Raw genomic sequence first — 26124 nt, 5'->3', positions numbered from 1 at the left:
GCTGACGCTGGTCACGGCCCTGTCACCTGCCTGCCCTCGGGACGCAACGGACACGAGAACCGCGCGGGACACCGCGAACAGTCGCCGTTCTCCCGTGCCTCGTAGGCGGGGCCGGTGCTGTCAGCGGCGGCCTTGCGCACCGTGCCCAACCACTGGCGCGTCTTCTCCTCGTCCAACGGCGGCTGTTCCCGCACGACGGCCCCCGTCTTGGTGTGCGACTTGCCGACGTAGAGGAGTTTCGCCCCGCCGGTGCTCCCCGCCTGTTCGCCGAACGCGCCCAGCAACGCGGCGAGTTGGTAGACCGCGAGCTGCGGGTGTTCGGCGGCGGCGTCGGGGCTGACCGCGGTCTTGCTCGTCTTCAGGTCGACGACCACGGGATTGCCCTCGGCGTCGAGTTCGAGCCGGTCGACCCGCCCCGTCAACGCGACCGTCGGCTCTCCCTCCGCGGCGGGCAGCTCCACCCGCATGTCCTGCTCCACGGCGTGCTGGGTGAGTTCGGCCCGGCTCGTTTGCAACCACGCGAGGAAGTTGCGGACCATGCCCTCCACCCGGACGCGTTCCTTGCGGGAGAACCACGGCGCTCCGGCGTCCACCTTGGCCCAGGCGGCGTCGAGTTCCTTCCACAACATCCGCTCCTCGGTGCCCTCGGCCGCCTTCTGCGCGAGGTCGTGCACGAGGGTGCCGGTGAGCGCGGGCAACGGCGCCGGGTCGCTGCCGCCGTGCCGCTCCAGCAGCCACCGCAGCGGGCACGTCACGAGGGTCTCCACGACCGACGGCGAGACCCGGACGGCCTCACCGGACGGCCGGAGCGGGCGGTCGCTCGACGGCGTCACCATGCCGTACCACTGGGACGGGTGAGCCCCGGGCACTCCGGCCTTCGCCAGCCGCGCGAGCTGACGGGCGGCGAGTCTGCGGCGGGCCGGGTCGGTGTCAGGGTCCGTGACGGCGGCCCGCAACTCCCCGACGAGCTCGGCGAGCGTGAGCCCCCGCTCGCGTGGTTCGAGGCGCGGGCTCTGTGCCGCGTGCTGGTCGTCGTCCCCGGCGTCGGTCAGCTCGGAGAGGAACCGCGACGGCTGCTCGTCGTCGTTCTGCACGGCGCTGGCGAGCAACACGCGCCGGGCCCGGCTGGCGGCCACGTAGAACAGGCGACGTTCCTCCGCCAGGATCGGCGCGGTGGCCGACACCGCCGACATCGCGTCACCGTCCACTCCGGACAGCAGGTCGACCAGCCGCTCCACGCCGAGCACCGAACCCCGCAACCGCAGGTCGGGCCAGCTCCCCTCCTGCAGTCCCGTCACGGCCACGACCGTCCACTCCCGACCGACGGCGGCGTGCGCGGTGAGCAACGAGACCCCCGTGCCCCGCACCGCCACGGGCGCGAGGCTGTCCCCCGCGATGTGTTGCGAGGACAGGTACTCCGCGAACCCGGCCGCGCTCGCCCTCGGGAGCCGTTCGACGTAGCGTCGCGCCGCCTCGAACAGGGCCACGACGGCGTCGAGGTCGCGATCCGCCCGCGCTCCCAGCGTCCCGCCCCGGTTCGCCTGCGCGAGCAGCCGCTCCTGCAACCCGCTGCGCTCCCACACCCGCCACAGGACGTCCTCGACACCGACGCCCTCGCCGATGGCCTCCGTGGCCGTGGCGAGCAACGCGCCGACCCGCCGCACCGACGCCGCCTCCGCGTCGGCCAGCCCGGCGAGCACGTCGCCGTCGCGCAAGGCCGCCACGAGCAACTCGTCGCTGGACCGCTCGCCCCCGGCCACCAACTCCAACCTGCGCAGCCCACGGCGGAGCCGCCGCAACGCCAACGGGTCCGCGCCACCCAACGGCGACGACAGCAGCATCTCCGCCGTCTCGACGTCCAGCGCGTCGGGGTCGGCCGCCACCCGCAGCAGCGTCAGCAACGGCCGCACCGCGGGCTGGCGCGCCAACGGCAACTCCTCGATCGCGGCGGCCACCGGCACCCCGGCCGTGGCGAGTGCGCGTTGCAACAGCGGCATCGACTGTGACGCCGACCGCATGAGCACCGCCATCTCCGACCAGGGCACCCCGTCCAGCAGGTGGGCGCGGCGCAACTGGTCGGCCACCCACGCCGCCTCCGCCGCCTCCGTCGGCAACAGCCGCGTGCGCACCACACCGTCGAACTCCCCCGGCGGCAACGACCCGAAAGCCCGGTGCGCCGCCGTCCCCGGCAACGTCCCCGCAATGCGGGCGACCGTCTCGTGCACCACGGGGGAAAGCCGGTGCGACCGCAGCAACAGGACCGTGCGGTCGCCGTCCGGGTCGGCGTCGGCGAGCAGCGCGGGATCGGCGCCCCGGAACGAGAACACCGCCTGGTCGGGGTCCCCCGCGACGACCGACTCGGCCGCCGTCTCGCCCAGCAGCCGCACGAGCCGGAACTGCAACGGGTCCAGATGCTGCGCGTCGTCCACGAAGAGGTGGCGCACCCGGCGGCGTTCGCGGTCGAGCAGCTCGGGGTCACCCTCCAGCTCGACGACCGCGCTCGACACCAACTCCGCCGCGTCGAGGGCGGGGGCACCGGGCTCGCCCACGGCATTGCCTCCGATGCCCTGCAAGAGCGTGACCTGCTCGTACTGGCTCCAGAACCGACCGGCCGCCACCCACTCGGGGCGACCCTGCCTGCGTCCGAGCTTCACGAGGTCCTCCGGCCCGAGGCCGCGTTCGGCGGCACGCAGGAGCAGGTCGCGCAGTTCCTCGGCGAACCCGGGGACGGCCAGCGCGGGTCGCAGCGGCTCGGGCCAGTCCGGGGCGCCCCGGGCGAGGTCACCGGCGAGCAGTTCCCGCACCACGACGTCCTGCTCGGGCCCCGACAACAGCCGGGGCGCGGGGAGACCGTCCCGTGCCGCCTGTGCCCGGAGCACCGCGAAGGCGTAGGAGTGCACGGTCCGCACGAGCGGCTCCCGCACGGTCCGCAGCTCGCCGGGCTCACCGGAGTCGACGGCGGCCAGTCGGCGGGCGATGTCGGCGCGCAGGGCGTCGGCCGCCCGTCGCGAGGCGGTGAGCACCAGGACGCTCTCCGGGTCGGCGCCGTCGGCGATGCGCGCGGCCACCGTGGCGGCGAGCAGCGTGGTCTTGCCCGTACCCGGGCCCCCGAGCACCCGGACGAACCCGCGGGGCGCCTCCTGCAACCACCGGGCGCCGTCGTCCCACTCCTGTCGCGGGAACGGCCGCGCGGGGGCCCGCACGAGTCGCGCTCGAAGTCCGTTCACGTGCCTGATGGAATCATGCCGACCCGACGTGACGACGCAGCCTGGTGGCGAGTGTTGCGTGTGGCGCCCGGCCGGGTGTCCGCGCCCTGCGCACTCGTGTCCGCGCGCCACGCACTCGTGTCCGCGCGCCACGCACACGTGTCCGCAGTGTCCGTACGGGGGACGGCATGAACGAGGAACTGCACGAACGGATCCGCGACGTCGTCGCGTCGGTTCCGGAGGGCACCGTGACCACCTACGGCGACGTGGCCGCCATGGCGGGAGCCTCGACCCCGCGGCTGGTGGGCCGGGTGCTCGCCGAGGACGGGCACGACCTTCCGTGGCACCGGGTGCTCCGCGCGAACGGGACTCCGGCTCCGCACCTGGCACGAGAGCAACTCGCCCGGCTGCGCGCCGAGGGCGTGCTCGCCGACGGACAGCGCGTCGACCTGCGGAGGTTTCGCTGGCGGCCCCTGTAGGTTAGCCTTGCCTAATGAGCACCGAGGCGACCCGGCCGCGTCTGGCCTACCTGACCGCGTCCGTCCGCAGCGTCCGCCCCGTCACGCCGCGACTCGTGCGGGTCACCTTCACCGGCCCCGACCTCGCGCATGTCGTGGACGGTGCCCCCGACCAGTACGTCAAGGTGTTCTTCCCCGGCCCCGGCGCGAAGGCTCCCCACCTCCCGCCCACGCTGACCGACGACGCGATGTCGTGGTACCGGCGCTACCTCGCGATGCCCGACGGCGTGCGACCCGCCATGCGCACCTACACCGTGCGACACGCGCGCCCCTGGGCCGCCGAGCTGGACATCGACTTCGTCCTGCACGACGACGCGGGCCCCGGGTCGCGCTGGGCCGCCACCGCCCGCCCCGGCGACGAGGTGGCACTGCTCGGCCCGCACGGCCTCTACGACGTCCCGACCGGCACGTCCTGGCAACTGCTCGTGGGCGACGAGACAGCCGTGCCCGCCATCGCGGCGATCTGCGAGCGCCTGCCGGAGCACGCCAGGGCGGTCGTGTTCGTGGAGGTGGCCGACGCCGCCGACGAGATCCCGCTCGCCGGGTACGGCGATCGCGTGGACGTGCGGTGGGTCCATCGCGCGGGTGCCGACGTCGGCGAGGCCGTCCTGTCCGCCGTGCGCGAGGCGACGTTGCCCACGGGCGCCCCGTACGCCTGGATCTCCGGCGAGGCCGGGCTGGTCAAGCACGTCCGACGCCATCTCGTCCGCGAACGCGGTGTCGACAAGCGCCACATCACGTTCACCGGCTACTGGCGACGGGGCCGCAGCGAGGAGGACGCCGGACGCGAGCAGCTCCGCGCTCACGACCGGGCGAGCGAGTCGGCGAGCTGAGTCTCACCGCCCCAGGCGGGCGACAAGCAGCTTCACCAGCGCGCCGAGCCGTTGCCGCTCGGGCAGCACCACCGGGACGCCGCGCTCGACGAGGGGCGCGGCGGTCACCGGGCCGACACACGCGCACAGCACCCGGTCGGTGATGGCCTCGACGAACGCGCGCCGCCGCGGGCTCTCGTCGGCCAACGTCAACAGGTTCGCCGCGGCGGGAGCACTGGTGAAGGCCAGCGCGTCCACCCGGCCGTCCGCGACCGCGGCCACCAGGTCGCGCGCAGGCGTGAGATCGGCAGGCCACTCCCAGCGGTAGGGCTGCACCTCCAGCACCTCGGCACCCCGCTCGCGCAGCGCGGCGATCTCGTCCGGCAGCTCCGCGCCGTGCAACTGGACCACCACCCGCCGATCTCGCACCTCGTCCGGGCCGAGCCGGTCGAACAGCTCCCGGTTCGTCTCGCTCGGCGCCGAGAAGACCTCGGACAACCCCGCGCCCCGCACCGCGCCGGTGGCCTTCGGACCCCGGGTGAACACGCGCGCCCGCGACAGCGACTCCCGCAGCGCGTCCGACAGCCCCCACCCCTCGGCGGCGTCAATCCAGCCCCGGAACCCGGCTCCCGTGGTCACCGCCACGACGTCGACCCGAGTGCGGGTGACGGCCTCGGTCGCCTTGCGCAGTCGTTCGTCGTCGGGCAACGGCACGATCGTGATCGTGGGCGCGTGCCGCACCGCCGCGCCGTGCCGTCGCAGTGCGGCAGCGAACTCATCGGCCCGACGCTCCGCCGTGATCCCCACCGTGACGCCGGTGAGAGCGCCGTCAGCCATACGTCCGTCCCATCCTGGACAGCGTTTCCGCCACCCGACGCCGCAGCTCCGCCGGGGCGAGACCCGGTAGGTCCGCACCGACCCGTCGCACCGCTCGGCGTACACGGGCACTCCCGCCGTCGACAGCGCCTCGACGTCCCGGTACACCGTGCGCACCGACACCTCCAGCTCGTCGGCCAGCTCCCGCGCCGTCATCCGGCCACGGTTCTGCAGCAGCAGTACCAACGACAGCAACCGGCTCGCCCGCACGACGTCGATTCTCCTCGAAGGACCTGACGACAGGTGTCAGGTTGCGGCGGCAGGCTGCGAACCATGAGCACGAACACCGACACCATGACCGGCTGGACCGAGCATGTCGTCGCGGGCGGCGAGACCGAGCCCCGTTACTCCCACGCCCACGCGACGTTCGACCACGAGGGCGTCATCACCGGCTCGGCGACCACCGACTACCTGCTGTACTACGACGAGGCGAGCGGCAACGGTGGCCAGCGCGCTCCCGGGTACTCCCGCATCGAGGGCAGCGTCGCGGGCCGTGCGGGGACGTTCGTCGTCCGACACGACGTCACCTACTCCGACCACGGCATCACCGACCACTTCAGCGTGGTGCCCGGCTCGGGGACCGGCGAACTCGCCGGGTTGACCGGCACCGGCACGGCGACGTCGGCCTCGGAGACGGTGCCGTACACGTTCGACCACCGCTTCGCCGGACGGCGGTCGCGCACTCGGGAGGCCACGATGCTCACGATCGACCGACGTCAGGCACTCGCGTACCGGATCGCCGCGCACGGGCTGCATCGCGAGACCGACGACGCCACGACACTCCAGGTGTTCGACCTGGGCGTCCAGGACGACTTCCAGCGCGGGACCGCCGAGGTCTCGATGCTGGCCCGGCTCGCCACGGCTGCACCGATCGGGCTCGCCGAGGACCCGCGGTTCACCCTCGCCTGGTCGCACCGGGGTGCGCCGCACTACCACCGCACGGCCGACATCCGAACCCTCCTCCGCGCGCTGCCACCGTGGGACGCCGCCGACGCCGCGGCCCGGCTGAGCTGGCAGCGACGGGACGTCGAGGCGGCCGGGATGCCCGCGGACGAGGCGGTCCGCACCGCCGCGCGGGCGCTGCGCGACGTCGTCGGGCGCACGATGACGAAGGGAGAGACGAGCGAGGCCGTGACGGCGGCGATTCCGGACGGGCTCTCGCTGTGGTGCCGACGCTGCCAGGCCACCCACATTCACGACCAGCTCATGCGCCTGGCCACCCCGCTGGCCGGGATCGCGCTGCAACCGGGCACCTCCCCCGCCACGCTGGTGCCACTGCGTCCCCGTCCGCCGCTGGCCACGCGCCCGGACCCGGCCGCGGCGACCGACGTGGTGCGCGCGTACCTGCGGCTGCACGGCCCGGCCACGGCCGGGGAGGCGGCCGGGTTCGTGGGCACCACGAAGACCGTCGTGACACGCACGATGTGGCCGGACGACCTCGCCGAGGTGTCCGTGGCAGGCCGACGCGGTTTCGTCCCCGCCGACGCCCTGGCGCTGCTGGAGAACCCGCCGGAGCCGAACCCGGTCCGCCTGCTGCCGCCGAAGGACCCGCTGGTGCAGGGCCGCGACCGGGCCCTGCTCGTGCCGGACCCCGCGCACCGCAAGGAGGTGTGGAAGGTGCTCGGCAACCCGGGCACGATCCTCGCCGACGGCGAACTCGCCGGGACCTGGCGCGCGACGCGCTCCGGCGACCGGTTGGAGGTGACGCTGACCGCCCTGCGGCCGTTGTCGCGACGCACCCGGACCGCCGTGGAGGCCGAGGCCGACCGCGTCCGCGAGGTCCGGGGCGCGACGACCCTCCGCCTGCGGTGGGCGTGACCTAGAGCAGCTCGGTGACCTCGCCGGCGACGCGGCGCAGGCCGTCGAGGGTCGCGGCGCTCGACCGGGGATGCAGGGCGTGCCAGGCGAGTCGGAACAGCACGGCGCGCAACAGCAGTTGCGACCACTCGGGAAGGTGGGACCAGTGCCGCAGCAACGTGCCGTCGGCGCCGCCCCACGCCACAGCGTCCACGGCTGCGACCGCGGCACCCCACTCGGCGGGCCGGAAGTGCGGGACGAAACCCACCAGGCCCGGGGGTTGGCCGTCCTCGAAGAGCAGCGTGCCGAACAGTTCGGCGTGCACGAGTTGGTCGGTGCCCCGCACCGGACGGCGGGACGGCGCGAGGATCTCGAACAGGCGCCCGCCCTTGGCCTCGTCCAGCTCGCGGCGTTCCTCGTCCCACGCCATGCGCTCGGCGACGGCGAAGACGTCCTGCCGGTCGTCGAGGAAGGCGGGGCGCTCGAACGTGGCCGTCGCGCGGTGCAGGTGCACCGCCGCGAGCACGGTCTCGTCCGGGCGGTGTTCGGGCGCGCCTGTCAGCAGGCGGCGGGCCCGCCAGCCGCCGACCACCCACCGTCCGTCGGTGGCTCCGACGGGACGGGCGATGCGGAGTTCGGGCACGTCCAGGGTGGCAAGGACCCGGGACAGCCAGACGCCCCGCGCGCGGTCGTGCACCGGTTCGAGCACCACGTCACCGCAGCGCCATCCCTGCCCGCCGACCAACGGTTCGACGTCGGCGCCGCCCAGCCCGAAGGCCCGGCGCGTGTGCTCCGGTGGCGGCGGTCCCTGAATCACGCCGAGACGGTACCCCGACGAAGTGCGAACATCCGTTCATGAACTGCGGACACGCCGGGGCAGTTCGCCCACCCCGGCGTGTCCGCACTGTGCGCACGCGTGTCCGCACGTCGCGTACACCCCTGCAAGGCGACGGCGACACGGTGCTCGGTGTCGGTCCGGGCTCAGTACGTCGGCAGGCTGGTGTCCACCTGCCGCGCCCATGCCAGGACACCGCCGCCGAGGTGCGTGGCGTCGCGGAAGCCCGCCTTGTGCAGCGCCGCGAGAGCCTCCGCCGAGCGGGCACCCGACTTGCAGTGCAGCACGATCGGCTTGTCCTGCGGCAGCTCGGCCAGCGCCTCACCCGAGAGAATGCGGTCCTTCGGGATCAGCTTGGCGCCCTTGATGTTGACGATCTCGTACTCGTGCGGCTCGCGGACGTCGATCAGCTCGAAGTTCTCCCCGGCGTCGAACTTCGCCTTGAGCTCCTGCGGCGTGATCGTGTGGTTGGAGGCCGCCTGCTGCGCGTCGTCGGACACCACGCCGCAGAACGCCTCGTAGTCGATCAGCTCGGTGATCTTCGGCGTGTCCGGGTCCTTGCGGATCTTCACCTCGCGATAGCGCATCTCCAGCGCGTCGTAGGTGACGAGCCTGCCGAGCAGCGGCTCCCCGATGCCGGTGATGAGCTTGATCGCCTCGGTGACCATGATCGACCCGATGGACGCGCACAGCACACCGAGGACACCGCCCTCGGCGCACGACGGCACCATGCCGGGAGGCGGCGGCTCCGGGTAGAGGTCGCGGTAGTTGAGGCCCTTGCCGTTGGGCGCGTCCTCCCAGAAGACGCTCACCTGGCCCTCGAAGCGGAAGATCGAGCCCCACACGTACGGCTTTCCCGCCAGCACGGCGGCGTCGTTGACGAGGTACCGCGTGGCGAAGTTGTCCGTGCCGTCGAGGATCAGATCGTACGAGCGGAACAGCTCCACCGCGTTCTCGGTGGTGAGCTGCTCGGTGTGCGCGACGAAGTTGACGTTCGGGTTGATCTCGGCGACGGACTCCTTCGCCGAGACGGCCTTCGGCTTGCCGACGTCCGACACCCCGTGGATGACCTGACGCTGGAGGTTCGACTCGTCCACGACGTCGAAGTCGATGACGCCGAGCGTGCCGACTCCCGCCGCGGCGAGGTACAGCAACGCGGGACTGCCCAGCCCACCGGCACCGATGACCAGCACCTTGGCGTTCTTCAGTCGCTTCTGGCCGTCCACGCCGACGTCGGGAATGATGAGGTGTCGGCTGTAGCGCGCGACTTCATCCTTGGTGAGCTCGGCGGCCGGCTCGACGAGCGGCGGAAGCGTGGCTTGCGGCGTTCCGCCCTCATTACCAGACATCAGTCCTCCATCTCGCGCGTTCGCGGTCTGTCGACATCTATAACCACGCGCGGAGGCTGGGTCTTCCCACGTCCACATCGTGGGCACGGTGAGTCCGGTCAGTCACCCTTCGGCTGTGGCACCGGCCACGCGTTGGGCTGGCAGACCTTGCCGTCGGCGGGCACGGCGTCGCGGTCCCCGCCGGGCAGGTCGTTGAGCTTGGCGACGTAGTCGTTGGCGACCCCGAAGCTCTGCTGCATCATCACCGGCGCCAGGCCGCCGTCCTTGTCGCAGCCCACGTGGCTGTTGCCCAGCGCGTGCCCGACCTCGTGGTTGATCACGTACTGCTGGTAGCTGATCATGTTGCCGCTGAACGCCTTGGCGCCGCGCACCCAGCGGGCGAGGTTGATGACGACGCGACCGTGCGCACTCGTGTAGCACGAAGCCTCGTACTTGATCGCGTCGCCGCAGAGCTGCTTCGTGGTCTCGGGCGAAGTGAGGCTGACCCGGAAGTTCGGCTCGGGGTGGGTGTCGTCGACCCGCTGCAGGGAGACGTCGCCGGTGCCAGCCCAGCCCTTCCGGTCGTCGGACAACGTGGCCTCCACCGTGGCGGCGAAGATGTCGTCGCCACCGAAGCTGCCCGGGTCGAGACCATCCTCCACGTCGATGGTGTAGGTGAACAGTTGACCGCTGTCGCCCGCACGTTCACCGCTGTTCTCGGAGAGCGGCACGGTGTGCCAGGTGCCCTCCCCGGTCTTGCTGTAGGCGCCGCCCTCGGGCAGCTCCGCGGTGGGGATGTCGAGCCGGATCTTCTCGGCGGGGATCTCGGTGGCGATCGCCGTCGAGTCGGCCGCCCCGCCGTCACCTCCGCCCGGCCCCGCCGGCGACGAGGACGAGGCGGAGTCCCCCGGTGCGGGCTTCTGCGTGGTGTCCCACACGACGAGCGCGGTGACGACGAGCAGGACCGGCACCAGGTAGGCACGCCAGCCGAAGGTGGAGGTGAACTTCTTGAGGCCCGAGCGGCGGGGACGTTCGGGCGGAGTCGTCCCGGCGGGCCGCCACGTCGCGCGCAGCGGCTCCGCCGCGCGTCGTTCGCGGTCGGCGTCCGAGGCGAACTCCGGGTCCTCGTCCGAGCCCGGCGGTTCGGACGAGCCACGGGCATCAGCAGGACCGTGACCGGCTGACGCAATGTCCCAGTCGCTGTTCCGTGCTCCTTCTGTTACCCGCTCCACGGCTTCAGAGTGCCACACTCTCGCGCGCGAGTCCGCGCGTGGCTCGACACGTTCGGCGGAACGCTACATCGCCCGTTCGGCGCAGCGATCCCTCACCAGTGACCGGCCTCGACGCTCTCCCACATGCCCAGCATCGCCTTCGCCACGGTCGTGGGTCGCTCCATCTGCGCCACATGCCCTGTGCGGGGGAGGACGAGGAGACGGGCGCGCGGAATGAGCCGCGCCGTGCGGGGAGCGCGGCGCACGGAGATCACGCGGTCCTGCGTGCCCCAGACCACGAGGGTCGGGGCGACGATGCGGGGTGCCACCGACCACAGCGATCCGGCGCCGAGGGTGAACCACGCGCGGAAGATCTCCATGGTGCTGCGCGACATCGCCCGCTCCGCCCAGTCGTAGGCCAGGCGCGCGCCGTGCTCCTCCACCAGCTCGTCGAAGCGATGTGCGGGGAACGACGACGGATCGGCGAAGCACAGCCGGATGACCTGCTCGGCCCGCTGCCTCGACGTCATGGCCGCGAGTTCGCGGCGCGCTCGCTTGCCGAGCACGGGGAGGTAGGCCAGCGCCAGGCGGGGATCGGAGAGCCTGCGCGGGTCCGGCCGCAGGTCGGGAACGGCGGGCGAGACGAGGGTCAACGTGCGCACGAGTTCGGGACGGCGCGCGGCGACGAGCATGGAGATCGCCCCGCCCATCGAGTTGCCGACCAGGTGCACCGGCCCGTCGGTGTGCTCGGCCAGGTAGTCGGCGAGCACGTCCGCGTGCGCGGAGAGACTGAACTCGAAACCGTCCAACGGTTCCGAGAAACCGAAGCCGGGGAGGTCGACGGCGTGTCCGGCGGCGTGGCGACCGAGGAGGACGCCGAGGTCGGTCCAGTTGGTCGACGACCCGCCGAGCCCGTGGACGTAGACCGCGGTGGCCGCGGGCGCGTCGGGCCCGTCGGCCGGGGTGCGGCGCACGTGGAGGTCGAGGTCGCCGACCCGGTGGGTCGCGCCCGGCCAGGGACCGGCGGTGACGTCGACCTCGGCGAGCGGCGTGGTCGACAGCGGCACATGGGTCAGCGGCGGGCGGGAACGCTCTGACGTCAGGCTTCCGGGTGAACCGGGGTGTGTTTCGGGCACTCTGACAGCATGCCTGACGCCCCCGGCGCTTGGCGTGCGGTACGTACCCACGAGTAGTGTTCGGTGGGAAGTACGACTGGAGGCGGGGATGACGGAAACGGGGCAGGTGCAGCAGGTCGCGGACGGGGCGAACCCGGCACCACTCGGACGGGGCGTGCGGCTCCCGAGGACGGAGCGCCGCGCGCAACTGCTGGCGGCCGCGCAGGAGGTGTTCGCCGCCAACGGTTACCACGCGGCGGCCATGGACGACATCGCCGAGCGCGCCGGTGTGAGCAAGCCGGTGCTGTACCAGCACTTCCCCGGCAAGCTCGACCTCTACATCGCGTTGCTGGAGAGCCACGTCGACAGCCTCGTCACGGCCGTGCAGCAAGCTCTCGCGTCGACCACCGACAACAAGCAGCGCGTCAAGAACGCGGTGGGGGCGTTCTTCGAGTTCGTCAACGGGGACGCCGGCGCGTTCCGCATGGTCTTCGAATCGGATCTGCGGGGCGAGCCCGCCGTGCAAGAGGCCGTCGACCGGGCGACGACCGCCAGCGTCGACGCCATCACCGAGACCATCACCGCCGACGCGGGCCTCGACGAGGAGAAGGCCCGACTGCTCGCGGTCGGGCTGGTCGGCATGAGCCAGGTCGGTGCCCGCTTCTGGCTGGCCAACAGCCGGATGTCGCAGGACGAGGCCGTGTCGTTGATCTCGACGCTGGCGTGGCGCGGGATCGGCGCCGGGTTCCCGCTTTCCGGCCGCGACTGAACGGGCGCGGCCGAACCGATCGGCCACGCCCGTCGTCGAACCGTTGTCGTCGCGGGCCGGAAATCAGGCGGCTCGCGACGTCACCGCGGCCCGGCACAATGCCGACAGCTCGTCGGCGACCTCCCGTTCCCGCTCCTGCGGCAGCATGTGCCCCGCTCCGGGACACAGCACCAGTCGGGCCAGCTCCAGGTGATCGGCGATGACCCGCGCGTGCCGCCTACTGCACAGGCGGTCCGCGGTCCCCGACATCACCACGGCAGGTGTGTCGGCCAGGACCGCCAACGCGGCCCTGCGGTCGTGCCGGGCGATCTCGCCCCGGAACGCACCCACGGCGGCCGGATGGGCGCAACGCAACTGCTCGGCCGCGATCGCGACGTCCGAACGGCGGGGCCTGCGCCCGAAGACCAACCACCGGACGCCCCACCTCGCGGCCGACCGGCCGAGCGGGAGCCGGTCGCGCCGGTACCGGGTCAGCGCGTCGGCGAGCGCGCGCTCCGCGCGGTGCGCGAGCGCGCCCAGCACCCCGGGCAGCCCGAGCGTCACCCGGCTCAGGTGGGACGCGGCCGTGGACACGAAGGCCGCTCCGACGACGCGGGTGCGCACGAGTTCCGGGTGCCGGTCCGCCAACGCCATGATCGTCATGCCACCCATCGAGTGACCCGCCAGCACGACCTTGCCGGTGGGTGCCGCGTCGGCGATCACCTCGGCGAGGTCGTCGGCCAGACGGTCGATCGTCGCCCCGCCCGGCGCCGGCGGTGCCGACTTCCCGTGTCCCCGCAGGTCGTAACGCACGTACCGGACATCCGAGGGCAGGAGCGGGATGACGCGCTCCCACGTGCGGCGATCCTGCGTCCACCCGTGCACGAGGACGATGGTGACGTCCGCGTCGCGGGGCCCGCCCTCCTCCAACGCCAGCACGGTCCCGTCGCTAGTGGTGAGAGTTCGAGTGTTCATCGGCCGCTCACCGCGCCAGGAGGAACGAACGCCGCCACCACGGCATACCGGGTTTGCCCACGAGGCCGACCTCGTCGAGGAAGCCCATGATGCGCTCGCCCGTGTAGCGGATCGTCTCCTGCCAGTACGGGTTCGCCTCGGCGGCCCGCTGGCCGTCCCTCGGCCGGATGCCGACGGCCTTGTACACGGCCGGGTTGATCAGGCTGTGCGTGATCTCGTTGGAGACCACCGCGATGAGCCACTGCTGGTACGCCCGCTCCGGGCCGCGCAGCGTGCTCATCCGGCGCTTGACCTCCTCGCGCGCGAACGTCACGTGCCGGGCTTCCTCCAGCACGTGGATGCGGTTCACCATGCGCACGAGCGGTTGGATGTCGGGATCGTTCATCTGCTCCCGCTGGAGTCGGTCGAGGATCTCCTCGGCCACGAGGATCGACCCGTACATGGCGGGCCCGTACGCGAGAACGTTGAGCAGCTTGCCGAGCCGCTTGCGCCAGGCCACCGGCCCGTAGTGCGGGCAGCCGACGCGCTCGCTGAAGCGGGCGAACATCGTCGAGTGGCGGCACTCGTCCGCGATCTCGGTCAGCGCGTACTGGGCGAATCCGGTGGTGGGATCGGAGTTGTAGACCTCCTTGAGCAGCATCTGCATGAGCAGGACCTCGAACCAGATGCCGTTGGTGGCGATGCTCGCGATCTCGTGCTTGCCGAGCTCGATGCGCTGTTCAGGGGTCAGGCGGTCCCACAGCGGGGTGCCGTAGAGGCTGGAGCGTTCCTCGGGCAGGTAGTGCTTGCCCTCGACCAACGGAGCGTCCCAGTCGATGTCGATCTCGGGGTCGTAGAACTTGTTGGCCGACGACCTCAGCAACCGCTCTGCGGTCCTGTCGCGAGTCGACTCCGTCGCGGCGCGCGTCATCGCGGCCCACCACCTTCCCCTTGATGTAACTTCCGGTAACAGTTACTTCTGGTAGCATGACCAACATGGCCGACCGTGTCAACCGCTCCAAGCGATCGCGCGAATCCACATCGAAGTCGAGTGGCGACGCGCGCCGCGACCGCTGGCGCAAGCACCGGATCGCGCGCCGAGCGGAGTTCGTCGACGCCGCGTTGCGCGCGCTGGCCGAACACGGTCCGGACGTCGGCATGGAGGACGTGGCCGCCGCCGCGGGAGTCACCAAACCGGTGCTCTACCGCCATTTCGAGGACAAGGTCGACCTGTACCTCGCCCTGGGTCGCCGAGGCACGGAGATCCTGTTCGAACGCCTCATCCCGGCGATCAACGCCGAACTCGCGCCCGTCCCCCGTATCCGCATGGCCCTCGACGCGTTCTTCTCGGTGATCGAGGAACACCCGAACCTCTACCGCCTGCTGGCGCACACCCCCCGCGCCGATCGTCCGGTGGACGCCGACGTGGTGGCCGAGGACAAGGAATTCATCGCCACCGCGATCACCTCGCTGCTCGGCGACTACATGCGGATGCTCAACCTGGACTCCGGCGCGGCCGAGCCCTGGGCCTACGGCATCGTCGGCATGGTGCAGAACACCGGCGAGTGGTGGCTGGACAAGCGGACCATGAGCCGGGACAGCGTCGTGGAGTACCTGACGCAGATCATCTGGGCCGCCATCGACGGCCTCACCCGCCAGCACGGGATCGTGCTGGACCCCGACAAGCCGCTGGACGCCAACAGGGTCGTCAGGCTGACGGCCACACCCGGCGGCTCCCTCGACCCGACAGGAGAACCATCGTGAGCGGACACGACCACGACGAGGACGGCTACACGGGTACCGCGACGCTGCGCCTCGGCGACACCGAACTGGACGTCGACGTGGAGCTGCGGGGCCACTTCCAGCCCATCGACGGCTACTACCACTGGTATGGCCGGATCAAGGCCGACCAGCGGCTCTCCGAACTCGCGGGCGGCAAGAAGCAGAAGGTCGAGATCCGCACGCCCGAGGGCAGCGCCGAGGGCGAGATCTCCGACCCCGACCCGTGGGACCGTTACCGCATCCTCGGGACGAGCACGCCGCCGTTCTTCGTGCCGACCTCCCTCGACGACCTGGCGCCCGCCCACGACTGAGCCGGGCGCCGAAGACGAGAAAACCACCCCGTGCCGCTCGATGGGCACGGGGTGGCTTCGTCAGGTGATCGGGCTTTCAGGAGCCGACGGCGAAACCGACCCGGCGGACGTCCGACGGCGCGATCTCGACGTAGGCGATGCGGTCGGCGGGCACGAGATACTTGCGGCCCTTGTCGTCGGTGAGTCGGAACAGGCCGTCACCGGCACCGAGCGCGTCGGCGACCTGCTTCTCCACCTCGTCGGAGGAGAGATTGCTGGCCACCACGAGCTCCCGCGGCGCGTCCTTGATGCCGATCTTGACCTCCACTGCGACCTCCGCCTCGTCGGATTCGTTCCTCGGATCAAGGCTAGCCGAGACCGAGGGTCTGCATCCGCTTGGTGTGTTGCTGTTGCAGCTTCCGGAACAGCGCGGCGATGCCCGAGAGATCCCCGGTTCCCGCCACGATCAGTTCGGCGAGCCCGTCGCTCTCGGCGACGACGTACTGGGCCTGCGTCAACGCCTCGCCGAGCAGTCGCCGACTCCACAGGGCGAGCCGGTCGCGCACCGGAGTGTCGTTCTCGATTGCCGCCGCGACTTCGCGCTGGGCGAACGCGGAGTGCCCGGTGTCGGCCAGCACGGTGATCACGAGTTCGCGGGTCTCGTCGTCGAGCACGCCGGCCAGCTCGCGGTACAGGTCGGCGGCGAGGTTGTCCACGACGTAGGCCTTGACGAGCGACTCCAGCCACGTCCGGGGCGCCGTGGACTCCTGGAAGGCGTCGATGTGACGCATGAACGGGCGCATGGCGTCCTCGACCCGCACCCCACGGTCGGAGAGGTAGCGCTCCAGCAGGCCGTAGTGGCCCATCTCCGCGGCCGCCATCGACGCCAGAGCCGCTCGTCCGGCCAGCGACGGCGCGGTGCGCGCGTCCTCGGCCAGCCGGTCGAACGCCGACAGCTCGCTGTACGCGAGCACACCGACCAGGTCGACGACGCCCGCCCCGAGGGAACGGGTCTCTTCGGTGTCACCAGCCTTCGCGTCAGTCACGTTCCAACCGTAGTCCAGGCCACAACGAGACCAACAACACGCCGTCCCACCTGCCGACGTCCCTAGTGCTAGCCACTGGACAGGTTAGACTGAGAGCTGGTAGTGAAGGTGGCCTCGTGTAGTGCAACGACGTCGAGACGGCGCGCATGAGGCGCTTGGCACCGCGGTCCGAAGAGTTCGGACGACAGCGATGTCGACCCGGCGCCGGTTCTTCTCCGCCGTCTTCCGTCGCACCACTTCACTCCGTACTGACAGTGTGCGTGCACGCCTCCAGCGGCGTCCCACTCCGTTTCGTGTGACACGTCGCGAAGCGAACGCGCCATTTCGCGTGGTGGTCGATCAGCCGCGAGTACCCCGGCTGTGCGCGCTGGTATGAGAGAGGCGATTCGACATCGAACGCAACGACGACACCACGACCGAGCAGGCGACGGGCACAGCTCCCGACACCGCCGCCGCGTCGTCCACCAACCCGACCTTCGCCGAACTCGGCGTCCACCCCGAGATCGTCCGGGCGCTCTCGGCCTCCGGCATCGAGCGCACCTTCGACATCCAGGCGCTGACTCTGCCGCTCGCGCTCTCCGGCGAGGACGTCATCGGCCAGGCCCGTACCGGGACGGGCAAGACCCTCGGCTTCGGCGTGCCACTGCTCCAGCGGCTCACGCTGCCGGGCGACGGCACCCCGCAGGCGCTCGTGGTGGTTCCCACCCGTGAGCTGTGCGTGCAGGTCAGCCAGGACCTGGAGAACGCGGGCAAGCACCTCGGCGTGCGGATCGCGTCCATCTACGGAGGACGGCCCTACGAGTCGCAGATCAAGGCGCTGCGACAGGGCGTCGACGTCGTCATCGGAACACCCGGCAGGCTGCTCGACCTCGCCGAACAGCAGCACCTGGTGCTCGGCAAGGTCGCCACGCTCGTGCTCGACGAGGCGGACGAGATGCTCGACCTCGGCTTCCTCCCCGACATCGAGCGCATCCTGCGCATGGTGCCCGACGAGCGCCAGACGATGCTGTTCTCGGCCACGATGCCCGGCCCGATCCTCACGCTCGCGCGGACGTTCCTGCACCAGCCGACCCACATCAGGGCCGAGGACACCGAGGCCGGAGCCGTCCACGAGCGCACGACGCAATTCGTCTACCGCTCGCACTCGCTCGACAAGCCCGAGCTGGTCGCCAAGGTGCTCCAGGCGGAGAACCGCGGTCTGACCATGATCTTCACCCGCACGAAGCGGACGGCGCAGAAGGTCGCCGACGACCTCACCGAGCGTGGCTTCGCCGCCGCTGCCGTCCACGGCGACCTCGGGCAGGGCGCCCGGGAACAGGCGCTGCGGGCGTTCCGCTCGGGCAAGGTGGACGTGCTGGTGGCCACCGACGTCGCCGCACGCGGCATCGACGTCGACGACGTCACCCACGTGATCAACTACCAGACGCCCGAGGACGAGAAGACCTACGTGCACCGCATCGGGCGCACCGGTCGCGCGGGCAAGACCGGCGTGGCGATCACGCTGGTGGACTGGGACGAGATCCCGCGCTGGAAGCTGATCTCCGACGAGTTGGGCCTCGACAAGCCCGAACCGGTGGAGACCTACTCGACCTCGCCGCACCTGTTCACCGACCTCGGCATCCCGGAGTCCGCCACCGGACGACTCCCGTTGTCCAAGCGCACGCGCGCCGGACTCGCCGCCGAGGACGAGGAGGACTTCGGAGGCAAGCGGCGGCGGTCCCGGGGCCGTGGCGACGGCCGCGGCGAGACACCGCGCAGGCGCTCGCGCCAGCGCAGGCGCACCCGGGGCGGCCGGGAGATCACGCCCGCCACGCAGGCCGAGTCGGCCGAGCGGGGCGACGACTCCTCGACCGACACCACACGCCCGCGTCGGCGCCGGACGCGCGGCGGCACGTCGCACACGCCGACCGCCGAGCACGTGGCCCCCGCCGACAAGGAGGAGTCGGGCACCGACAGCGGTGAGCGGCCCACGCGTCGGCGTCGCCGCCGGACCCGTGGCGCGGCGAGCGGCAACCCCACCAGCACCACGGACGCCGTGGCGGAGGCAGACTAAGGCGCGTGAGCACCCCGCCCGGACGGCCCGACGAGCAGCCTCCCGAGACGACCGAGCCCCCGCCGGGGACCACGTCGGAGCACGAGGACGTGGTCGACCCGGCGGGGACGCCCACGTCGGAACCGGCGCGCGACTCGGGTGGCGGGGTCAAGGGCGCCCACACCGTCAGCGGGGGTGAGCGACCACACCGCGGTCGCAGGAGCCGGCGTTCGCCCTGGAACCGGCGCCGCGACCGGGTGCTGGCAGCCACGCTGGCCGTCGTCTGCGTCGCCGCGGGCGTGGTGGTCTGGTTGTTCAGCGACAGCCGCGCCACCACCCAACGCACCGCGTCGGAACCCCCGCCTCGGCTCGTCGGACTCACCTCGGTGCCCGGCAGCCTGGCCGAACGCTGGCGCGCCGACAGCCCGGCCACCCCGGTGCCGATCGCCCAGGGGGGCTTCGTGATCACGGGCTCGGACGGCACCGTGTCGGGCCGTGACCCCCTCACCGGCGAGGTCCGTTGGGAGTACAGCCGCGACCTCGACCTCTGCACCGTGGGCGCCGCGTGGTCGAAGGCCGTCGCCGTCTACCGCAAGGGCTCCGGCTGCAGCGAGGTCACCCAGCTCGACCCGACGACCGGACACCGCACGGCTCAACGCAACGGTGACGCCGAAGCACCCACCCGGCTCGTCGTCGACGACAGTCACGTCACGACGACCGGGACGCACCTGCTCAACACGTGGCGCAGCGATCTGGTGAAGACCCTGGAGTACGGCCAGGTGCCCGCGCCTGTGAACCCCAACCGGCAGCCCCGGCCCGGCTGCTCGTACTCGACGGTCGCCGCGGGAGGTGACCGCGTGGGCGTGATCGAGCACTGCCCGAACGAGACCAACGCCCGGCTGACGGTGCTGGACGCCGCGGGCGACGAGGCCGATGAACCCGAGCAGGTGTTCAGCGCGCTGCTTCCGGAGGTGACGGCCCAGGTCGTGGCCATGTCGGACGAGCGGGTGGCGGTGGCTCTTCCGGAGCGGCGACAACTGTACGTCTGGGACTACGAGGGGCAGCAGGTCGGCACGTACGGCCTCGCCGTCCCGTCCGACGACCTCGCCGCGGTGCCCGAGTCCGGCGCCGTCTCGACCGCCGTGGGCCACGAGAACCTGTACTGGTTCACCGGCTCCAGCACCGTCGCTCTCTCCCTGCCCGACCTCCGACCTCGATGGACGGTGGAGGGCACGCTCGGCGCGGGCACGACGTTCGCGACCGAGTACGTCGTACCCATCCCCGGTGGTCTGGCCACTCTCGACGAACGCACCGGAGCCGTGACCCGCACCGTCGCGGTCGACCGGCCCGACCATGCGGGTCCGGTCGAGCTGGCGGCCACCGGTCCGGTGCTGCTCGAACGGCGTGGCGGCACCCTCGTCGCCCTGAGGTGATGCGATGACCTCTACCCCGTCGTCCCAGCTCAGCCCGCACGGCGCCGACCGCGTGGAGCTTCCCGGTCCACATGGGCCGGTGGCCGCGTTGCGCGGCCCGCTCCCGACCGATCCCGTGGCGACCGTGCTGCTCGTGCCCGGCTACACCGGGTCCAAGGAAGATTTCGCGCCCCTGCTGGACGGCATCGCCGAGGCCGGATTCCTGCCCGTGGCGATCGACCTGCCCGGCCAGTTCGAGTCCCCCGGTCCGGACGACGAGTCCGCCTACGGTCCCACGGAGTTGGGCAAGGTGGTCGCCGATCTCGTGGCCTCCGCCTCCGGTCCCGTCCTCGTCCTCGGGCACTCCTACGGTGGGCTCGTGGCTCGCGGCGCGGTCCTCGCGGGTGCGCCGATCGCGGGCCTGACGCTGCTGTGCAGCGGGCCCGCGGCGCTTCCACCGGGACCTCGACGGCAGGCCCTCGACGTCGGGGAGCCGTTGTTGCGCGAGCGCGGTGTCGAAGCGGCGTACGCCGTGCGGCAGCAGGTCGGTGGCCCGCATCCGGGCGGCGACGCGGTGACGGCGTTTCTCCGGAAGCGCTTCCTGGCCACGTCACCGGCGTGTCTGCTCGGTATGGCCGAGAACCTGAGACACGAACCGGACCGCGTCGACGAGCTGGCGGCGAGGCTCAGGGCCGACGCGATCCCGGGGCTCGTCGTCGCCGGTGAACACGACGACGCCTGGAGCGTGCCGAGTCAGCGGGACATGGCTCTGCGGCTCGGCGTGGAGTTCGTCATCGTCGAATCGGCCGCCCACTCGCCGAACACCGAGAACCCTCGCGGCCTGTTGGCGGAACTGCTGCCCCGCTGGCGCAGTTGGGTCACTTCCTGAGCCACCGGCTCACGACCACCAGAAGAGCCACAGCATCGCGAGTGTGAGCAGGGCGACCGCCACCCCAGCCAGGCCCGCACGCCTGCCGTCGCTGCGGTCGGCGACGAGCTGTGCCGCACCGGCGAGCACGAGACCGACCACGTGGCCGACGAGCTCGGCCACGCCAGGGCCTTCCCCGCCACCGGCCCACGCCACGACCTGAGCGAAGACCAGCACGGCGACGACCGCGCCCCACCCCGCCACGAGTGCCCCCGTGACTCCTCGCCACACCCGGACCCGGGTCCGGGCCGGCTCGGCGGGCACGCTCAACTCCACCGTGTCCGGCTCTGCCATGTCACTCCGTCAATCGTCGTCACGTCGTGGGCGCCAGCAAGTCCCAGGGCTGAGCGGCGGGTGCCGCCTGCCTTCCCTCCGGGCAGCTGGGACGCAGTTCGCACCAGGCACACCGAGGTGCTGGTCGTGCGGGAAAGAGGTGATCCGGATCGCCCCCGTCGGTGAGCCTATCGATCACGGTTCGGGTCTTCGTGGCGGTCTCCTCCGCCTTGCGGACGTGCTCGGTCAACGTCGCCTCGGTGTGCTCGGCGACCGCGACGGTGCCGGTGGGGAGGTGGTGCAGTTCGACCCGAGTGCACGGCGCGTGCAGGGTGCGCCGGGCCGCGAGCGCATAGAGCGCCAGGGCCTGCGACCGTTGCGCGTCCGAATCCCGCAGGGGTTTGCGGCCGGTCTTGTAGTCGACGACGACCAGTTCGTCGTCACGCCGGTCGATCCGGTCGGCGCGGCCCTCGATCCGCAGCGTCGGGGCGTTCGGCGTGCTGCCGACCGTGGCCGACACCCACCGCTCGACGGCCACGACGTCGACGTCCGCGCCGTGAGCCTCGACGTAGTCGGCAACCCAACGCCGCGCGGCCTCGGCGTACCGCGCGACCTGCACCGCGTCGGCGAACCCCGCGCTGCGCCAGTGGCGTCCGACGAGGTCGGCGGCCCGCTCGGGCGTCCGCCTGCCCGGAGGCAGGGCGAACAACTCGCGCAACGCGTTGTGCACCACCGCGCCCACGGTGTTGTGTGCCCACGGTCCGGTCCTCGCCGGTGTGGGCCGGTCGAGGTAGGTCATGCGGTAGCGGCGCGGGCAGTCGTCGTACAGCGACAGCCGCGCGGGCGTGACCTTGAGCAGCGGTCGGGGCTCGACACCGAAGTCGAAGCCGAGTTGTTCCACGTCACGCCCCCTCGATGAAGCCACGGATCGAGTCGGCCACCAGCTCGACGGCGATGGCGGCCAGCAACAGGCCGGCGACCTTCGCCAGCAGGGTGATCCCACTCTCCCGGACGACCCGGATGAACAGTCCCGAGTACCTCATGCACGCCCACAGCACCAGGTGGACGGCGACGATCGCCGCTCCGAGTGCCACGTACGACCCCACGTGTCCGTCCGCCGAGCGCACGAACACGATCGTCGCCGCGATGGCGCCAGGACCGGCCAGCAACGGCGTGCCCAGCGGGACGAGTGCCACGTTGACGTCCTCGGTCGCCTCCGGCTGCGAACCGCCCTTGCCGGTCAGCAGGTCGAGCGCCACGAGCAGCAGAAGCAGGCCACCCGCTCCCTGCAACGCCGGGATGCCGATGCCCAGGTACGCGAGGATGAACTCCCCCGCCACCGCGAACAGGCTGATGACCAGCAGCGACACGAACACGGCCTGCCGCGCCGCCCTCGCCCTGGCCGACGGCGTCTTGCGGCCCACCAGGCTCAGGAACACCGGCACGGTGCCCGGCGGGTCCATGATCACCAGCAGGGTGATCGACGCCTCCAGGAACAGGTTCAGGCTGAAGTACTCGTTCACGACGCCGTCACCGGAGTACGAGACGCGCGAGCCAGCAGAGCCTCGAACTGGTCGGCGTCGGTGGTCTCCTGGCCGATGACGATGGTCTTGTTCGTGCCGTGGTAGTCGCTCGACCCGGTCCGCACGAGACCGAGTTCGTCGGCCAGCTCCCGCAGCCGCCGACGCGTCTCCGGGTCGTGGTCGGGATGGTCCACCTCGACACCGGTCAGCCCCCGCTCGGCCAACTCGGCGATCGTCTCCTCCGACACCGTGGGGCCCCTCGACGTGGCGAACGGGTGCGCCAACACCGTCACCCCACCTGCCTCAGCGATCATGTCGATCGCGGTCGTCACCGGGGTGTCGGCCCGAGGCACGAAATAGCCGCGGCCACCGCCGAGGAACCGTGTGAACGCCTCGTCGACGGTGCTCACCACACCCGCCCGCACCAGCGCACGCGCCAGGTGCGGCCTCCCCGCGGGAGCGTCCGGGTCCAGCCGCCCGAGGATGTCGTCGGCGTCCACCGGCAGGCCGTCGGCGGCCATCCGCTCGGCCATCACCCGCAACCTCCGCCGCCGTTCCCGACGCAACCGCTGCTGCTCCGCGACGAGCGCGGGCGCGGCGGGGTCGAACAGATACGCGAGCACGTGCACACTCACCCGGCGCCCGTCAGTGGCGAGCGCCTCGCACGACAGCTCGGCTCCCGGCACGAGACTCAACCCGGCGGGCAACGCCGACACCGCCGCCTCCCAACCCGCGGTGGTGTCGTGATCGGTCAACGCGACGACGTCGAGCCCGGCGTCCGCCGCGAGGCGGACCAGGTCGCCGGGGCTGTCGGTACCGTCCGAGACGGTCGAGTGAGTATGCAGGTCGATGCGCACACGCACCATTGTCCAGCGGTGCCCCACACGCGGGACCGCACCCTGGCCTGCACCCTCTCGGCGGGCCCGACGCGGACGTCGGGCCTCAGCCGATCACTTTCTTGCTGCGCCGCGCCGCGCGCTGCGCCTTGATCATGGAGAACCGCTCGGCCTGCTTCTGCTTGTCGCCGAACACGAGCTCGGAGATCGTGTCGTAGAACTCCTCCGGCTTCGGCAGGTACTCGATGCGGTTCAGCGCCTGGATCTGACCGGCCGACTCGACGACCATCGTCCCGTACCCCAGGATGCGGCCGAGGAACGGCCGCTCGTAGGTGAGGTCGGTGACCTTGGTGATCGGCATCATGAGCACCTGCGTCGTCCAGACACCGGTGGTCATGACGAACCGTTTGTCGGTGACCACCAGCCGCTCGACCCACCACTCCACGACCTGGTAGGCGAACCGCAGCACGAGGAAGAGCGCGACGTACCACAGTACGTTCTGCAACATCCACATGGCGGGCGGCAGGATGTACGAGACCATCACGCACACGGCGATCAGAGCGACGGCCTCGAAGGTCTGCCAGATGAGGCAGGCCCAGTGCCGCCGGACTCTGATCACCCGACGCTCGGTGTCGAGCAGGTACTCGTCTGGGTCGCGTGGCGCGAGCATGAGCGGAGGCTCTCGCCGATCAGCTGAACACGTTGCTGACGAACGTGATCACGGCTTCGGCGGCGTCTCGCAGCGCAGTGATGATGTTGTCCACGAAACCCGCTGCCTCTCCTGGCCGGGCGATCACGAAGAAGAGGACCAACGCGATACCAGCGAACGTCGCAAGCTTTTTCGCGTTCACGGCGATCAATCCCGTCTCTCGAAGTGCAGACCTGTCAGCGGCTTGGTGCCACTAAGTTTGTACCGCACTGCGCTCCGTTACGGCAGTAAAGTCCTGCACTTGGGTCAGTCCGCTACGACAAAGTCGATCTTCGACTACCCTCCGTGAGGGCCCGCCGGAGCGGGCGGCAGACTCCGGGAGGCGGTCCGCGAGATGGTCACGCAACGCTGCGTCGGCGGCATCGTGTTCGACGCCGACGGGCGGCTCCTGCTCGTCCTCCGAGGTCACGCGCCCTCCCAGGGACTGTGGTCACTGCCCGGTGGCCGCGTCGAGGTCGGTGAGACCGACGCCGAGGCCGTCGTCCGGGAGCTGGCGGAGGAGACCGGACTCGCCGTACGACCGGATCGATATGTGGGCCATGTCACGCGCGGCCGTTACGACATCCACGACTACGCGTGCACCGTCGTCGGCGGCAGCCTCGATCCGGGCGACGACGCCGCGGACGCCCGCTGGGCGACCCGGGCCGAGCTGGCCGAGCTGCACCGGGCCGGTCTGCTGAGCGAGGGCCTGTTCGAGACGCTCCACGACTGGGACGCGCTGCCTCGACACTGACCTCCGTCCGTCAGTTCGCGAGCCAGGTCATGCGCTGGCCGTGCGGCACGGCCTGCGCCTCCACCCTGGCATTGACTTCCCCGCCCTCGAACGACACGACGCCGAGCGTGGCCCGGCCCGTCGCGGCGTAGGACAGCTCGTCCCGGCCGGGCAGCACGTGGTGCAGCGCCACCGCGTAGTCCTCCATCGCGACCCACCACAGCCGACGCCGCGAGGCCAGCTCCGCCAGAGCGGCCACGAAGTCGTCCCGCCGTGCCGCGGGCAGGTACGGCAGTGCCCAACTGGTGAAGACCACGAGGGGAAGCTCCTCGGGCACTCGCGCTGCCGCGGTGGCGAGGTCGTCCACCGCGTCGCCCGCCACCAACTCCGGCGGCTTCCGGCGTTGGGCCGCGGCGGCCGTGCGCAGCAGCCGGATGCGGTCCGGCTGGTCGGCCCACACACACGCCTCCAGCCACGCCAGCTCCTCCTCGTCGGAGGCGTCGACGGGCGAACGGTCCAGACCGACGCGGGCCGAGACGGTCACCTTGCGCGGCAGGGTCGGGAACACCGCCTCCGGCCCCAGCGCCAGCGCACAGTGCAGCCCCACGGCGGCCCGCGCGGGCCCGGCCGTGATCTGCTCGCCGCCGTCCAGGAGATAGCGGTAGGAGAAGGTGTCCATGCCCAGCAGCAGGCCCGCGCTGCACCCGACCTCCAGCAGCCCGATCGGCCCTCGGAGTCGCTTCGCCAGCGAGGCGACGGCGGGATAGAGCACGGCTGCCCTGCGCACCTCGTTGGTCTGGGTGAACCGCGTCCCGATCAGCTCCCGCATCTCGGAGGCGTGGTCGAGGACGAACTGCCGGAACAACGGCCACGTGCGGTCGTCCGGTCCGTCGAGCCCGCCCAGGGACGGGTAGTACCGCGTCAACGGGTGGATGGGATCGGTCTGGAGCAACCGGTGTGCCGCCGCGAGCAGCAACGTGGGATGCGCGTCGTTGCCGGCCGCCGCCGTGAGCAGTTGTGCGACGTCGTCGTCGTTCGCGGCCTGCTCCGCGAGGTGGGAGTACAACGGCGACGATTCCGCCGCCTCGTACTCGGCGAACCGGCGCAGGCGCTCGCGGACCGTGTCGAGACTCGTGGTCATGTTCGTCCTCGGGGTGAGCGACAGGCGTCCCGCCGACCGA

Annotated in this window: 28 protein-coding genes and 2 pseudogenes; 11 read left to right on the top strand and 19 right to left on the bottom strand. The window is 71.6% G+C overall.

What is annotated here, in order from left to right; translation table 11 throughout:
* Positions 1-11: 11 nt before the first annotated feature.
* Complete coding sequence (locus JAV51_RS15375) at positions 12-3227, bottom strand: ATP-dependent DNA helicase (protein WP_307845898.1); 3216 nt, start codon at positions 3225-3227, stop codon at positions 12-14.
* A 167-nt stretch (positions 3228-3394) separates the two neighbouring features.
* Between JAV51_RS15375 and JAV51_RS15370 the strand changes: the two genes are divergently transcribed.
* Together JAV51_RS15370 and JAV51_RS15365 are read left to right on the top strand one after the other, a co-directional pair.
* Positions 3395-3685 carry an MGMT family protein gene (locus JAV51_RS15370; protein ID WP_197321411.1) on the top strand — a complete coding sequence of 97 codons (291 nt, stop codon included), beginning with the start codon at positions 3395-3397 and terminating at the stop codon, positions 3683-3685.
* A gap of 14 nt (positions 3686-3699) precedes the next feature.
* Complete coding sequence (locus JAV51_RS15365) at positions 3700-4557, top strand: siderophore-interacting protein (RefSeq protein ID WP_197321410.1); 858 nt, start codon at positions 3700-3702, stop codon at positions 4555-4557.
* Positions 4558-4560: 3 nt separating this feature from the next.
* Here JAV51_RS15365 and JAV51_RS15360 read toward each other — a convergent pair whose 3' ends face one another.
* Both JAV51_RS15360 and JAV51_RS20555 read right to left on the bottom strand, forming a co-directional pair.
* Positions 4561-5373, bottom strand: coding sequence for a uroporphyrinogen-III synthase (locus JAV51_RS15360; protein WP_197321462.1), 813 nt, complete (start codon positions 5371-5373; stop codon positions 4561-4563).
* Between the two features lie 102 nt (positions 5374-5475).
* Positions 5476-5622 (bottom strand): annotated as a pseudogene (locus tag JAV51_RS20555) (HTH domain-containing protein); the annotation flags it as partial.
* Positions 5623-5685: 63 nt separating this feature from the next.
* Here JAV51_RS20555 and JAV51_RS15350 point away from each other — a divergent pair.
* Positions 5686-6078 (top strand): annotated as a pseudogene (locus tag JAV51_RS15350) (DUF3224 domain-containing protein); the annotation flags it as partial.
* A gap of 30 nt (positions 6079-6108) precedes the next feature.
* Positions 6109-7230 carry a winged helix DNA-binding domain-containing protein gene (locus JAV51_RS15345; protein ID WP_197321461.1) on the top strand — a complete coding sequence of 374 codons (1122 nt, stop codon included), beginning with the start codon at positions 6109-6111 and terminating at the stop codon, positions 7228-7230.
* A gap of 1 nt (position 7231) precedes the next feature.
* Here the strand turns inward: JAV51_RS15345 and JAV51_RS15340 are convergent, their stop codons facing one another.
* From JAV51_RS15340 to JAV51_RS15325, 4 genes are all read right to left on the bottom strand, one after another.
* On the bottom strand, positions 7232-8026 hold the full coding sequence (locus JAV51_RS15340) for a TIGR02569 family protein (RefSeq protein ID WP_197321409.1): 795 nt from the start codon (positions 8024-8026) through the stop codon (positions 7232-7234).
* A gap of 164 nt (positions 8027-8190) precedes the next feature.
* Positions 8191-9393, bottom strand: coding sequence for an adenylyltransferase/sulfurtransferase MoeZ (gene moeZ / locus JAV51_RS15335; RefSeq protein ID WP_197321408.1), 1203 nt, complete (start codon positions 9391-9393; stop codon positions 8191-8193).
* A 98-nt stretch (positions 9394-9491) separates the two neighbouring features.
* On the bottom strand, positions 9492-10604 hold the full coding sequence (locus JAV51_RS20490) for a DUF3152 domain-containing protein (RefSeq protein WP_307845896.1): 1113 nt from the start codon (positions 10602-10604) through the stop codon (positions 9492-9494).
* A gap of 92 nt (positions 10605-10696) precedes the next feature.
* Complete coding sequence (locus JAV51_RS15325) at positions 10697-11650, bottom strand: alpha/beta fold hydrolase (protein ID WP_197321406.1); 954 nt, start codon at positions 11648-11650, stop codon at positions 10697-10699.
* A gap of 157 nt (positions 11651-11807) precedes the next feature.
* Here JAV51_RS15325 and JAV51_RS15320 point away from each other — a divergent pair, with 157 nt between their 5' ends.
* Positions 11808-12467, top strand: a complete 660-nt coding sequence (locus JAV51_RS15320) for a TetR/AcrR family transcriptional regulator (RefSeq protein WP_197321405.1) — start codon at positions 11808-11810, stop codon at positions 12465-12467.
* 63 nt (positions 12468-12530) lie between these two features.
* Here JAV51_RS15320 and JAV51_RS15315 read toward each other — a convergent pair whose 3' ends face one another.
* Positions 12531-13421, bottom strand: a complete 891-nt coding sequence (locus JAV51_RS15315) for an alpha/beta fold hydrolase (protein WP_197321404.1) — start codon at positions 13419-13421, stop codon at positions 12531-12533.
* 7 nt (positions 13422-13428) lie between these two features.
* Complete coding sequence (locus JAV51_RS15310) at positions 13429-14331, bottom strand: diiron oxygenase (RefSeq protein ID WP_197321403.1); 903 nt, start codon at positions 14329-14331, stop codon at positions 13429-13431.
* 56 nt (positions 14332-14387) lie between these two features.
* On the opposite strand from JAV51_RS15310, the gene JAV51_RS15305 reads away from it, so the two are divergent.
* Positions 14388-15164, top strand: coding sequence for a TetR/AcrR family transcriptional regulator (locus tag JAV51_RS15305; RefSeq protein ID WP_197321402.1), 777 nt, complete (start codon positions 14388-14390; stop codon positions 15162-15164).
* Positions 15161-15493, top strand: a complete 333-nt coding sequence (locus JAV51_RS15300; RefSeq protein WP_197321401.1) for a DUF4873 domain-containing protein — start codon at positions 15161-15163, stop codon at positions 15491-15493. The genes JAV51_RS15305 and JAV51_RS15300 overlap by 4 nt, the downstream gene beginning before the upstream one ends.
* A gap of 76 nt (positions 15494-15569) precedes the next feature.
* On the opposite strand, the gene JAV51_RS15295 is transcribed toward JAV51_RS15300, so the two are convergent.
* The 3 genes from JAV51_RS15295 to JAV51_RS20485 all read right to left on the bottom strand — a co-directional run bounded on the left by JAV51_RS15295 (position 15570) and on the right by JAV51_RS20485 (position 17112).
* Positions 15570-15800 carry a DUF3107 domain-containing protein gene (locus tag JAV51_RS15295; RefSeq protein ID WP_197321400.1) on the bottom strand — a complete coding sequence of 77 codons (231 nt, stop codon included), beginning with the start codon at positions 15798-15800 and terminating at the stop codon, positions 15570-15572.
* Between the two features lie 40 nt (positions 15801-15840).
* Positions 15841-16518 carry a ferritin-like fold-containing protein gene (locus tag JAV51_RS15290; RefSeq protein WP_197321399.1) on the bottom strand — a complete coding sequence of 226 codons (678 nt, stop codon included), beginning with the start codon at positions 16516-16518 and terminating at the stop codon, positions 15841-15843.
* A 339-nt stretch (positions 16519-16857) separates the two neighbouring features.
* Positions 16858-17112 carry a hypothetical protein gene (locus JAV51_RS20485; RefSeq protein ID WP_197321398.1) on the bottom strand — a complete coding sequence of 85 codons (255 nt, stop codon included), beginning with the start codon at positions 17110-17112 and terminating at the stop codon, positions 16858-16860.
* Between JAV51_RS20485 and JAV51_RS15280 the strand changes: the two genes are divergently transcribed.
* From JAV51_RS15280 to JAV51_RS15270, 3 genes are read left to right on the top strand one after another with little or no spacing between them, the layout of a single operon-like run.
* Positions 17021-18571 (top strand): DEAD/DEAH box helicase, encoded by a 1551-nt coding sequence (locus tag JAV51_RS15280; RefSeq protein WP_197321460.1) that lies wholly within the window; start codon positions 17021-17023, stop codon positions 18569-18571. The two genes, JAV51_RS20485 and JAV51_RS15280, sit on opposite strands and share 92 nt — an antisense overlap.
* A 5-nt stretch (positions 18572-18576) precedes the next feature.
* Positions 18577-19983 (top strand): hypothetical protein, encoded by a 1407-nt coding sequence (locus tag JAV51_RS15275; protein ID WP_197321397.1) that lies wholly within the window; start codon positions 18577-18579, stop codon positions 19981-19983.
* A gap of 4 nt (positions 19984-19987) precedes the next feature.
* On the top strand, positions 19988-20851 hold the full coding sequence (locus JAV51_RS15270) for an alpha/beta fold hydrolase (protein WP_197321396.1): 864 nt from the start codon (positions 19988-19990) through the stop codon (positions 20849-20851).
* Positions 20852-20860: 9 nt separating this feature from the next.
* Here JAV51_RS15270 and JAV51_RS15265 read toward each other — a convergent pair whose 3' ends face one another.
* From JAV51_RS15265 to JAV51_RS15240, 6 genes are all read right to left on the bottom strand, one after another.
* Entirely contained in the window at positions 20861-21184 is a 324-nt protein-coding gene (locus JAV51_RS15265) for a hypothetical protein (RefSeq protein WP_197321395.1), read from the bottom strand.
* Positions 21185-21203: 19 nt separating this feature from the next.
* A complete protein-coding gene (locus JAV51_RS15260; RefSeq protein WP_197321394.1) occupies positions 21204-22064 on the bottom strand; it encodes a PD-(D/E)XK nuclease family protein in 861 nt (286 codons plus the stop codon).
* Position 22065: 1 nt separating this feature from the next.
* A complete protein-coding gene (locus JAV51_RS15255; protein WP_197321393.1) occupies positions 22066-22686 on the bottom strand; it encodes a MarC family protein in 621 nt (206 codons plus the stop codon).
* Positions 22683-23552, bottom strand: a complete 870-nt coding sequence (locus JAV51_RS15250; protein WP_197321392.1) for a PHP domain-containing protein — start codon at positions 23550-23552, stop codon at positions 22683-22685. Before JAV51_RS15250 ends, JAV51_RS15255 begins: the two co-directional genes overlap by 4 nt.
* Positions 23553-23628: 76 nt before the next feature.
* Positions 23629-24192, bottom strand: a complete 564-nt coding sequence (locus JAV51_RS15245; protein WP_197321391.1) for a PH domain-containing protein — start codon at positions 24190-24192, stop codon at positions 23629-23631.
* Positions 24193-24211: 19 nt separating this feature from the next.
* Positions 24212-24373 (bottom strand): hypothetical protein, encoded by a 162-nt coding sequence (locus JAV51_RS15240; RefSeq protein WP_005453762.1) that lies wholly within the window; start codon positions 24371-24373, stop codon positions 24212-24214.
* Positions 24374-24565: 192 nt separating this feature from the next.
* Between JAV51_RS15240 and JAV51_RS15235 the strand changes: the two genes are divergently transcribed.
* Positions 24566-24964 (top strand): NUDIX hydrolase, encoded by a 399-nt coding sequence (locus tag JAV51_RS15235; RefSeq protein WP_197321390.1) that lies wholly within the window; start codon positions 24566-24568, stop codon positions 24962-24964.
* 10 nt (positions 24965-24974) lie between these two features.
* On the opposite strand, the gene JAV51_RS15230 is transcribed toward JAV51_RS15235, so the two are convergent.
* Positions 24975-26084, bottom strand: coding sequence for a DUF2332 domain-containing protein (locus JAV51_RS15230; protein ID WP_197321389.1), 1110 nt, complete (start codon positions 26082-26084; stop codon positions 24975-24977).
* Positions 26085-26124: the final 40 nt, after the last annotated feature.

It is taken from the genome of Saccharomonospora sp. NB11 (assembly GCF_015910535.1).
Lineage (GTDB): Bacteria > Actinomycetota > Actinomycetes > Mycobacteriales > Pseudonocardiaceae > Saccharomonospora.
The sequence above is the reverse complement of the archived record's forward strand: the minus strand, read 5'-3'. Positions and strand labels throughout refer to the sequence as shown.

Bases quoted from the DNA above. Each gene is read 5' to 3' on its own strand.
- JAV51_RS15370 (WP_197321411.1), top strand. From the start codon at position 3,395: ATGAACGAGGAACTGCACGAACGGATCCGCGACGTCGTCGCGTCGGTT.
- JAV51_RS15365 (WP_197321410.1), top strand. From the start codon at position 3,700: ATGAGCACCGAGGCGACCCGGCCGCGTCTGGCCTACCTGACCGCGTCC.
- JAV51_RS15360 (WP_197321462.1), bottom strand. From the start codon at position 5,373: ATGGCTGACGGCGCTCTCACCGGCGTCACGGTGGGGATCACGGCGGAG.
- JAV51_RS15345 (WP_197321461.1), top strand. From the start codon at position 6,109: ATGCTCACGATCGACCGACGTCAGGCACTCGCGTACCGGATCGCCGCG.
- moeZ (WP_197321408.1), bottom strand. From the start codon at position 9,393: ATGTCTGGTAATGAGGGCGGAACGCCGCAAGCCACGCTTCCGCCGCTC.
- JAV51_RS15320 (WP_197321405.1), top strand. From the start codon at position 11,808: ATGACGGAAACGGGGCAGGTGCAGCAGGTCGCGGACGGGGCGAACCCG.
- JAV51_RS15315 (WP_197321404.1), bottom strand. From the start codon at position 13,421: ATGAACACTCGAACTCTCACCACTAGCGACGGGACCGTGCTGGCGTTG.
- JAV51_RS15310 (WP_197321403.1), bottom strand. From the start codon at position 14,331: ATGACGCGCGCCGCGACGGAGTCGACTCGCGACAGGACCGCAGAGCGG.
- JAV51_RS15305 (WP_197321402.1), top strand. From the start codon at position 14,388: ATGACCAACATGGCCGACCGTGTCAACCGCTCCAAGCGATCGCGCGAA.
- JAV51_RS20485 (WP_197321398.1), bottom strand. From the start codon at position 17,112: ATGACGTCCTCGCCGGAGAGCGCGAGCGGCAGAGTCAGCGCCTGGATG.
- JAV51_RS15270 (WP_197321396.1), top strand. From the start codon at position 19,988: ATGACCTCTACCCCGTCGTCCCAGCTCAGCCCGCACGGCGCCGACCGC.
- JAV51_RS15265 (WP_197321395.1), bottom strand. From the start codon at position 21,184: ATGGCAGAGCCGGACACGGTGGAGTTGAGCGTGCCCGCCGAGCCGGCC.
- JAV51_RS15250 (WP_197321392.1), bottom strand. From the start codon at position 23,552: ATGGTGCGTGTGCGCATCGACCTGCATACTCACTCGACCGTCTCGGAC.
- JAV51_RS15245 (WP_197321391.1), bottom strand. From the start codon at position 24,192: ATGCTCGCGCCACGCGACCCAGACGAGTACCTGCTCGACACCGAGCGT.
- JAV51_RS15235 (WP_197321390.1), top strand. From the start codon at position 24,566: ATGGTCACGCAACGCTGCGTCGGCGGCATCGTGTTCGACGCCGACGGG.
- JAV51_RS15230 (WP_197321389.1), bottom strand. From the start codon at position 26,084: ATGACCACGAGTCTCGACACGGTCCGCGAGCGCCTGCGCCGGTTCGCC.